Source organism: Aeromonas sp. 604176 (genome assembly GCF_049170755.1).
GTDB lineage: Bacteria > Pseudomonadota > Gammaproteobacteria > Enterobacterales > Aeromonadaceae > Aeromonas > Aeromonas veronii_A.
Window position 1 is genome coordinate 1 of sequence record NZ_JAAKNE010000152.1, and the last position, 8,089, is coordinate 8,089.

Below are 8,089 nucleotides of genomic sequence, written 5' to 3' on the forward strand. Positions count from 1 at the left end.
GGCGCCCACTTCGCTAGGAAGCTGGCTCATCAGTTCGGCGTGTTCCGCCGTGCTGGTAGGGGCGCATTATAGGGAGCGGCGCTGCGATGACAAGACTTTTTTTGAAGAAAATCACGAAAATTTCAAATTATTCAATTAGAAACAGCTTATTCAGTGTATATATACAATGTTATCCACAATCCGGTTATTTCACTCCCATTTTAGCGTCATTTATGTCGCCTTTAGTGACCTTGGGAATGCCATACTGGAGCCGATAACCTCTCCCGAGTGGTCCATGGTAGCGCCAATCAGGAAAGCTGGTTACCATGGAGGTGAATATAGTGTTGCACCTTTTTTGCTTTCATTTACAAAAGGTCTTTTAAGATGAATTTATCCAAGTTTCCCGTATATATGCAGGCCGCAATCCTTGCTCTGGTATTGGCAGTGGTTGGCTACCTGGTTGCCCAGGCCCTGCAGTTCTCTTTGAAAGCGGAAGTGATTTTTGCAGCAGGTCTGGCCATCGGCGGTTTCGTGGTACCGCTGTTCCTGAAGCGAACCCCGGCTAATGTTGCCGAGTCGATCGCCAATCAGGAGACTTGCACCTTATATGTAGGCAACCTGCCCTATCGCGCCAATGAGATCGCAGTGCGCGAATTGTTTGCCGAACAGGGCCAGGTAATTTCCGTGCGGTTGATGAAAGACAAGGCAACCGGCAAGCGCAGAGGTTTCGGTTTCGTGGAGATGCCCGCCGCCGATGCCGCCAAAGCGATTGCCGCTTTGAATGATAAAGAGTATCAGCAGCGCACCCTCAAGGTGCGTGAAGCAAATGACAAACGTGATAAAGAGGAAAGAGAAGGTAGCGAAGCTGACGCCTAACCGCTCGTCAGAACCTAACCTCTTTCAGTGATGACAGCCCCCATGCTTGCAAGGGGGCTGTCAGTTTTTGAGCCTCCCCATCCAGCCGGGTACAGTAAGCCCTGGCAATTACCTCTTCTATATGTACAGGCTGCATGACAGCATGCCCGCCATTGCTCAGCAACCAGGCCACCCGTTTGGCAACGGCACTGCCCGAGTCAATAAGCTGACATTGCGGCATCAGTTGCCCAATCTCTTCATTGAGTAGCGGGAAGTGAGTGCAACCAAGCACCAGCGTATCCGGCTTTTCTTCCCCCTCCAGCCAATCGGCCAATACCTCGCGCAGTAGCGCCATATTGACCGGTAGGCCCGCCAGCTTTTGTTCGGCTTCTATGACCAGCTCGGTGGTGCCCTTGAGCAGCACCCGCTTGCCCGGGGCAAACTGGGCGATCAGCTCGTGGGTATAGTCACGACTCACGGTGCCCGGTGTGGCCAGCAGACCGATACAACCGTTGCGAGTCTGCGCAGCTGCGGGCTTGATGGCTGGCACCACCCCCACCACGGGAATATCCAGTGCCTCACGCAGGGCCGGCAGCGCTATGGTGCTGGCCGTGTTGCAGGCAATCACCACCAGATCGATATGATGACGGGCTACCATGGTGGTCACCAAGCGGGTGCAGGCAGCAATCAGGGCGGGCTCGCTCAATTCACCATAGGGGAAGTTGGCGTTGTCGAAGCAGTAGAAATAGTTGTGTGCCGGCAGAACGCGGCGGATCTCGCGGTAGATGGTCAGGCCACCCATACCGGAATCAAACACGAGAATATTGGCCACTTGAGCTCCCCTTTGGTGCAAGGCGGCGATCATACTCCCGCCTGCCGCCAATAGAAAAGGCCCTGCCAATGGCAGGGCCCCTGATTTTTCCGCTTGGCCGGGTCCGGCTTAGAGTGAGTAATCCATTGTCACGTAGTAAGCGCGCTCATCGGTCGGATAACCCACCGCAGTCTGATACTCCTTATCAAGCAGGTTGTTGATCTTGCCAGATACCTTGAGCGCTGGAGTGACCTTGTAGCCAACGGCCAGATTCCACACGCTGTAGCCACCAAGTGTTGTGGTGTTGGCCACATCGCCATAGCGCTCACCCTGATAGATCCAGCTCAATGAACCATCAAGCTGCTGCCACTGCGCCTGCGTCACCCACTTGGCCCCTTTGCGGGAGATCAGCTGCAACTGCTTGTCGGTTACCTTGTCTTTGGGATCCTTGTATTCGGCAGAGACTCTATGACTCAACCAGCCAGTGTCGAACTCCCCTTCCAGCTCGATCCCTTCAATGCGCGCCTTGCCAACGTTTTGTGGTGTCCACATACCCTGACTGTTGGGTGCCCACTGGATCATCTGTTCGAAGTCGTTGCGATAACCGGTGGCCCGCCACTCGACACCCGCAGTTTGACCATCCAGCATCAGCTCGCTGCTCTTCGACTCTTCCGGCTTCAGGTTGGGATTGCCAGAGCCCGGATAGTAGAGGTCATTAAAGGAGGGGGCGCGGAAACCGGTGCCGTAGCGGGCACTCAGGCGGTAATCCTCGACAAAACGCCAGCCTGCGCCGGTTTGCCAGGTGTTGTGACGACCAAACTGCTCGTTGTCATCACTGCGGCCGCTCAGCTCACCCTGCCATGTCTGGTTGTCGAACTGGGCCAGGGCATAGACCCCGGTATTGTCCCGCTCCTTGGCCCCTGCCGGATAGGGGGAGCCAGAAGATCGCGAGCGATCGTCCAGCATGTCGCGCTGCCAGTCAGCACCGCCGCCGAGCGTCCACAGCTCGTTCAGCTTGAGGCTGTTGACCCAGTTCAGGCTGTACTGGCGGGTGTAGGTCCGATTATTGGCCTGATCGCGGCCGCTATTGTCGAGATAGTCGTACGCATCCTGTCTGGAGAAGGCGCCACGCAACTCACTCAGATAGCGATCATCGTGATAGCGCGACCCCAGCTGATAGCTCTGGTTTTCAGTCCACGTTTCGGCTCGATGCGGCGCATAGTTTGCGTCAGACCCCGCATACTGGGCCACATTGCGGAACCAGCGGGTTGTACCGAACAGATCCCAATTGCTGCCGAGGGCCTGCTGGTAGTCCAGCATGGCGTTGTAGCCCCGATGCCCGTGACGGTCACCATCGTTGATGCCGGGCAAGGGGTGTACGTTGTAACCCTCTTCATCATCAAAACCGCCAGCCACCTTGAGCTGACCCGCCTCACCTACCTGGCTGGCACTACTGAAAGCGGCCTGACGCTGTTGATGGGAACCAGCACCGATATTGAACTTGTGCTGATTTGTCCCCTTGTCGGGACGGGTAATGATGTTGATCACCCCACCGATGGCGTCGGAGCCGTAGATGGTGGCGCGCGGGCCACGAATGTATTCAATGCGCTCCACCTGATTGAGCGGCAGGTTATTCAGTTCGGTCATCCCGGCGGTCAGGGAGGCACTGCGTACCCCATCCACCAGCACCAGCGTCTGGGAGGAGGTGCCACCACGCACCCGCAGCGAGCTGAGCTGGCCTCGGCCACCATTGCTGACCACTTCCACACCGGGCAGGGTCTTGACCACATCGGTCACGGTCTGGGCTTGCAGGCGATCGATCTCGTCCCGGGTCACCACATTGACCGGGGCAAGCACGCTGGAGACAGGTTGGGCGACGCGGGTAGCGGTCACCACCATGGTGGGATTGACGGGAATGGTCAACTGCTGGGCAAACGCCGCCGTCGGCAACAGGGCAGCCGCCAGAAATTTCTTCGACATGAGAGATCCTTAAGTTCGCGTAAGTATCTACTTCGTGGCCGGTTTCTCTCGGCCCGAAATACGAACTCTGGCAGGTCTTCGGGCTCGGGGGCTGATAGCCTACGGCGACGGCTTCCCGCCTGACGGCAGTGCCCTGATGTCGCTTCGTTCCCCCTTACCGCTGCGCGCCAGCTCCGGATTTTCACCGGATTCCCTATTAAGCATGATGCGCCAAAGCGGGAGGATTATAGGCAGAGCCAAGCTGGATGTATAGCCATCCAGATTTCTATTTATTGCCAACCAGCGCCGCCAGCCGCTGCTGGGCCCCCTCCATCACCGCCTGTACCCCGGGATGAGAAAGATGGCGCCCTGCCGAGACCAGATAGTAAGAGAGAGTGACGTCGGTGAGGGTCGCAATTCGCTCCACCCCGTAGAGGCGACCAATTTCGTCAGCCATCGCCAGCGGCGCCGGGAAGATCCCCATCCCCGCCTTGCCGAACGACTTCATCAGAGTGGAGTCATCAAACTGCCCCACCAGATGGGGATGAATGCCCTGCTGGCGATACCAGGCCAGCAGCCGATCGTGGGTAGCCGATTTCTCTCCGGGGATGAGCAGCGGCAACCCCTCCAACGAGGCGGGAAAGCCATCCCGCGCCCGCGCCGCCAACTCGGGACTGGCAAACAGCGCCAGCGGGCTGCGCCCAAGCTCGTGGTTATAGCCACGCACGCCGCTGTCGGGAGGGAGCGGGCGATCGATCAGCACCATGTCGAGCTTGTGGCGGGCCAGTTCGCTGAACAGCTGCTCGGCCCGCTCCTCGTGACACACCAGCCGCAACGGAGTCGCCAGCGCCATGGCGGGGGCCAGCAGCTCGAACGCCAGAGTGCGGGGTACCGAATCGGCGATCCCCACCTGCATGGTCAGCTCCTGACTGGCGTGGCGCAGGGTGTGCTCCAGCTCGGCACCGAGCGAGAAAATGGCCCCCGCCTGCTCCTGCGCCTGCCGTCCGGCGGCGGTCAGCACCAGACGCCGCCCCACCCGGTTGAACAGCGCCACCCCGAGGGACTGCTCCAGCTCTGCAACCTGACCGCTGATGGTCTGCGGCGTGAGATGCAGCTGTTCGGCGGCCTGCGTCACGCTGCCACTGCGCGCCACATGCCAGAAGTAGTAGAGCTGTTTGTAGTTGAGCATGCCGTTCCCTATCAGTTTTTACCGAACAACCATCAGCGAGAATCTGATTTTATCGAAACATTGCGGGCTCTAGCATGCAACCATTATCTGAACTGCCCTACGAACCATCATGCTGGACGTTGTTGTACTCTTCTTTCTGTTTGGTCTGCTGGCCGGTCTGGTGCGCTCCGAGCTCAAACTGCCTCCTGCCCTCTACGACACCCTCTCCCTCTTTCTGCTGCTGGCCATCGGCCTCAAGGGCGGCGTCGGTCTGGCCCAGCAATCCCTGCAACCTCTGCTGCCACAACTGGCGCTGGTGATCCTGCTCGGCGTGGTGCAGACCCTGCTCGGCTTTGCCGTGCTGCGCCTCAAGATGAACCGGGTCGATGCCGCTGCCACCGCCGCCCACTATGGTTCGGTCAGCGTCGCCACCTTTGCGGTCGGGGTGAACTGGCTCACCGAGCGGGGCATCAGCTTTGAATCCCAGCTCTCCATCTTCCTGGCAGTGATGGAGATCCCCGCCATTCTGGTGGGCATAGTGCTGGCCCGGGGCATCAGCCGCGAGACCCGCTGGCGCATGCTGGCCCACGAGACCTTCCTCGGCAAAGGGGTAACCCTGCTGCTCGGCGGCATGGCCATCGGCTATCTGGCCGGGCCGGACGGGATTGCCCCGCTCAAACCGCTGTTTGTCGACCTGTTCAAGGGTGCGCTGGCGCTGTTCCTGCTGGAGATGGGCCTCATCGTCGCCCGTCAGTGTCAGGATCTGCGCCGCCACGGCCTGTTCCTACTCGGTTTCGCCCTGTTGATGCCGCTCGCCTCGGCGGGGCTGGGATTGGCTGCTGGCCAGCTGATGGGCCTCTCTCTCGGCGGCCTGACCCTGCTGGCCACCCTGGCGGCCAGCGCCTCCTATATTGCCGTGCCGGCCACCATGCGCATCGCCGTGCCTCAGGCCAATCCGGGGCTGTCCCTCAGCGCCGTGCTGGGGGTCACCTTCCCGTTCAACATCATGCTGGGGATCCCGCTCTACCACAGCTGGGCCCGCCACTTCACGGAGTAGCCACATGCAGACCGAGACCCGCACCCTGCTGACCGTCATCACGGAAGCCAATCTGGAGCCGACCCTGCTGCGCACCCTCACCCGCGAGGGGTTGCGCGGCTACACCATCACCGATGCCCGCGGTCGTGGCGATCATGGTGAGCGCAACGCCAGCTGGAGCGAGAGCGGCAACATCCGGCTGGAGGCCATCTGCAGCCGGGAGCAGGCGGAGCGGCTGCTGGCCCACCTGCAGAGTCGCTACTACCCCGATTACGCCATGATCGCCTTTCTGCAACCGGTCGAAATCGTGCGACCCGAGAAATTCTGAGCCGGCTTGCCGGCTCTTTTTGCCCACCAAAAGCAAACGTTTAACAGCAAGGAACCAGAAAAGATGAACACCCCTCCCCTGATCGGCCTGGTAATGGGCTCCGACTCCGACTGGCCCGTGCTGCAGGCTGCCGCCCGCATCCTCAAGGAGCACGGCGTGCCCTACGAGGCACAGGTAGTCTCGGCCCATCGCACCCCGGATCTGCTGTTCGAGTATGCCGCCACTGCCCGCGAGCGCGGCCTGCGCGCCATCATCGCCGGAGCCGGTGGCGCCGCTCACCTGCCGGGTATGGTCGCCGCCAAGACCACATTGCCGGTGCTGGGGGTGCCCATCCCCTCCCGACATCTCAAGGGGATGGACTCGCTACTCTCCATCGTGCAGATGCCCAAGGGGGTACCGGTCGCCACCTTCGCCATCGGCGAAGCGGGAGCGGCCAACGCCGCTCTGTTCGCCGTCTCCCTGCTCTCGGTCGCACAAGACGACGACGCCCCCCGCTACCGGCAGCAGCTCGACGACTCCCGCACCCGCGAGCGCGACCGGGTGCTGGCCCTCACGCTGGAGGAACCGACATGATCCTGCCACCCGCCACCCTCGGCATGCTGGGGGGCGGCCAGCTTGGCCGCTACTTTGTGATGGCCGCCCACCGCCTCGGCTACAAGGTAGTGGTGCTGGATCCCGATCCGGCCAGCATCGCCGGGGCCGCAGCCGATCACCATATTGTCGCCCCCTATGACGACACCGCAGCCCTGCACGAACTGGCCAGCCGCTGCGAGGCCATCAGCTGCGAGTTCGAAAATGTGCCCGCCGCCACCCTGGCACTGCTCGAAAAACAAAAGCCGGTACGCCCGGGCGCCAGCGCGGTGCGCATCTGTCAGGATCGCCGTGAAGAGAAAGCCTTTCTGCGCGGAGCCAACATCCGGGTCGCACCCTATCTGGCGCTACTGCCGGAAGAGCCTATCCCCGCAGAGGCCAGCGAACTCTTGCCCGCCATTCTCAAGACGGCCCGCGAAGGGTACGACGGCAAGGGACAGTGGCAGGTGAGCAATCTGGATGAGCTGGCGAGCGCGCTGGCAGCCAGTGGCGTGCCCTGCGTGCTGGAAAAACGGCTGGCACTGGAGGGGGAGTTTGCCCTGACCCTGGCGCGCAGTCCGAATGGTGCCATCAGCGCCCTGCCGCTGGTACAGAACTGGCACCGCGGCGGCATCCTCGATCAGACTCGCTCCCCGGCCAATATGCCTGTGCTGGAGAGCGAAGCCAAAGGAATCGCTGAGCGGCTGATCGCAGCCCTCGATTACGTCGGGGTGCTGACGGTGGAGTTCTTTCTGGTGGAAGGCCGCCTGTTGGTCAACGAGCTGGCGCCCCGCCCCCACAACTCGGGTCACCCCAGCCTCGACAACGCTGCATACAGTCAGTTCGAGTTGCAGGTGCGCGCCCTGTGCGATCTGCCGCTGCCAGAGCAGATCGCCGTGCGCCCCGCCCTGTTAATCAACCTGCTGGGGGATCTCTGGCAAAACGGCACGCCAGACTGGGCCGCCCTGCTGACGCTGCCCGGCCTGCATCTGCACCTCTATGGCAAGGGCGAACCCCGCCCCGGCCGCAAGATGGGCCATATCACGGTAACCGGTGATGAGTGGTCAACGGTGGAAGAGAGCTGCCGTCAGGCCCGCCAGCTGCTGGGACTGGCGCCACGCTGATCGAGCATCGGAAATGCAAAGACCCGGGCATGGCCCGGGTCTCTATTTTTGCTTGCTGTGGCAGGGAGACTTATCAGGCCCGCTCTACCGCTACCGGTGCCGGCAGGCGAATGGTGAGGGAGAGCACCAGCGCCACCACCAGCAACACCAGGATCAGGTGGAAGGTCGCCATAAAGCCGCCAAACAGGGAGGCCACGATGGAGCCGATGATGCTGCCCAGACCAAAGCCCAGATAGATGACGCCGTAGTTCTTGGTCAG

At 61.1% G+C, this 8,089-nt stretch carries 8 protein-coding genes, 1 pseudogene and 1 riboswitch; of the genes and pseudogenes, 5 read left to right on the forward strand and 4 right to left on the reverse strand.

Annotated features, from left to right (window positions below; all coding sequences use genetic code 11):
* The first annotated feature begins 363 nt into the window (after nt 1–363).
* Nucleotides 364–855 carry an RNA recognition motif domain-containing protein gene (locus tag G5358_RS19145; protein ID WP_005342104.1) on the forward strand — a complete coding sequence of 164 codons (492 nt, stop codon included), beginning with the start codon at nt 364–366 and terminating at the stop codon, nt 853–855.
* 7 nt (nt 856–862) lie between these two features.
* On the opposite strand, the gene murI is transcribed toward G5358_RS19145, so the two are convergent.
* The 3 genes from murI to G5358_RS19160 form a co-directional block, all read right to left on the reverse strand.
* Nucleotides 863–1,666: a glutamate racemase gene (gene murI, locus G5358_RS19150; RefSeq protein ID WP_421324720.1), complete on the reverse strand. Its 804-nt coding sequence runs from the start codon at nt 1,664–1,666 to the stop codon at nt 863–865.
* A 108-nt stretch (nt 1,667–1,774) separates the two neighbouring features.
* Nucleotides 1,775–3,625 carry a TonB-dependent receptor domain-containing protein gene (locus G5358_RS19155; protein ID WP_421324721.1) on the reverse strand — a complete coding sequence of 617 codons (1,851 nt, stop codon included), beginning with the start codon at nt 3,623–3,625 and terminating at the stop codon, nt 1,775–1,777.
* A 51-nt stretch (nt 3,626–3,676) separates the two neighbouring features.
* Nucleotides 3,677–3,855: riboswitch (cobalamin riboswitch) on the reverse strand.
* A gap of 35 nt (nt 3,856–3,890) precedes the next feature.
* On the reverse strand, nt 3,891–4,793 hold the full coding sequence (locus G5358_RS19160) for a LysR family transcriptional regulator (protein WP_182970116.1): 903 nt from the start codon (nt 4,791–4,793) through the stop codon (nt 3,891–3,893).
* Between the two features lie 109 nt (nt 4,794–4,902).
* Between G5358_RS19160 and G5358_RS19165 the strand changes: the two genes are divergently transcribed.
* From G5358_RS19165 to G5358_RS19180, 4 genes are all read left to right on the forward strand, one after another.
* Nucleotides 4,903–5,829 carry a sodium-dependent bicarbonate transport family permease gene (locus G5358_RS19165; protein WP_005342109.1) on the forward strand — a complete coding sequence of 309 codons (927 nt, stop codon included), beginning with the start codon at nt 4,903–4,905 and terminating at the stop codon, nt 5,827–5,829.
* A gap of 4 nt (nt 5,830–5,833) precedes the next feature.
* A complete protein-coding gene (locus G5358_RS19170; protein WP_005321666.1) occupies nt 5,834–6,136 on the forward strand; it encodes a P-II family nitrogen regulator in 303 nt (100 codons plus the stop codon).
* A 63-nt stretch (nt 6,137–6,199) separates the two neighbouring features.
* Complete coding sequence (purE, locus tag G5358_RS19175; protein ID WP_335817993.1) at nt 6,200–6,709, forward strand: 5-(carboxyamino)imidazole ribonucleotide mutase; 510 nt, start codon at nt 6,200–6,202, stop codon at nt 6,707–6,709.
* Nucleotides 6,706–7,830, forward strand: a complete 1,125-nt coding sequence (locus G5358_RS19180; protein WP_421324722.1) for a 5-(carboxyamino)imidazole ribonucleotide synthase — start codon at nt 6,706–6,708, stop codon at nt 7,828–7,830. The genes purE and G5358_RS19180 overlap by 4 nt, the downstream gene beginning before the upstream one ends.
* 73 nt (nt 7,831–7,903) lie before the next feature.
* Here the strand turns inward: G5358_RS19180 and G5358_RS19185 are convergent.
* Nucleotides 7,904–8,089, reverse strand: a pseudogene (locus G5358_RS19185) (oxalate/formate antiport family MFS transporter); the annotation flags it as partial.

Excerpts from the sequence above, each read along its gene's own strand:
- G5358_RS19145 (WP_005342104.1), top strand. The coding sequence starts at position 364 with ATGAATTTATCCAAGTTTCCCGTATATATGCAGGCCGCAATCCTTGCT.
- G5358_RS19155 (WP_421324721.1), bottom strand. The coding sequence starts at position 3,625 with ATGTCGAAGAAATTTCTGGCGGCTGCCCTGTTGCCGACGGCGGCGTTT.
- G5358_RS19160 (WP_182970116.1), bottom strand. The coding sequence starts at position 4,793 with ATGCTCAACTACAAACAGCTCTACTACTTCTGGCATGTGGCGCGCAGT.
- G5358_RS19165 (WP_005342109.1), top strand. The coding sequence starts at position 4,903 with ATGCTGGACGTTGTTGTACTCTTCTTTCTGTTTGGTCTGCTGGCCGGT.
- G5358_RS19170 (WP_005321666.1), top strand. The coding sequence starts at position 5,834 with ATGCAGACCGAGACCCGCACCCTGCTGACCGTCATCACGGAAGCCAAT.
- purE (WP_335817993.1), top strand. The coding sequence starts at position 6,200 with ATGAACACCCCTCCCCTGATCGGCCTGGTAATGGGCTCCGACTCCGAC.
- G5358_RS19180 (WP_421324722.1), top strand. The coding sequence starts at position 6,706 with ATGATCCTGCCACCCGCCACCCTCGGCATGCTGGGGGGCGGCCAGCTT.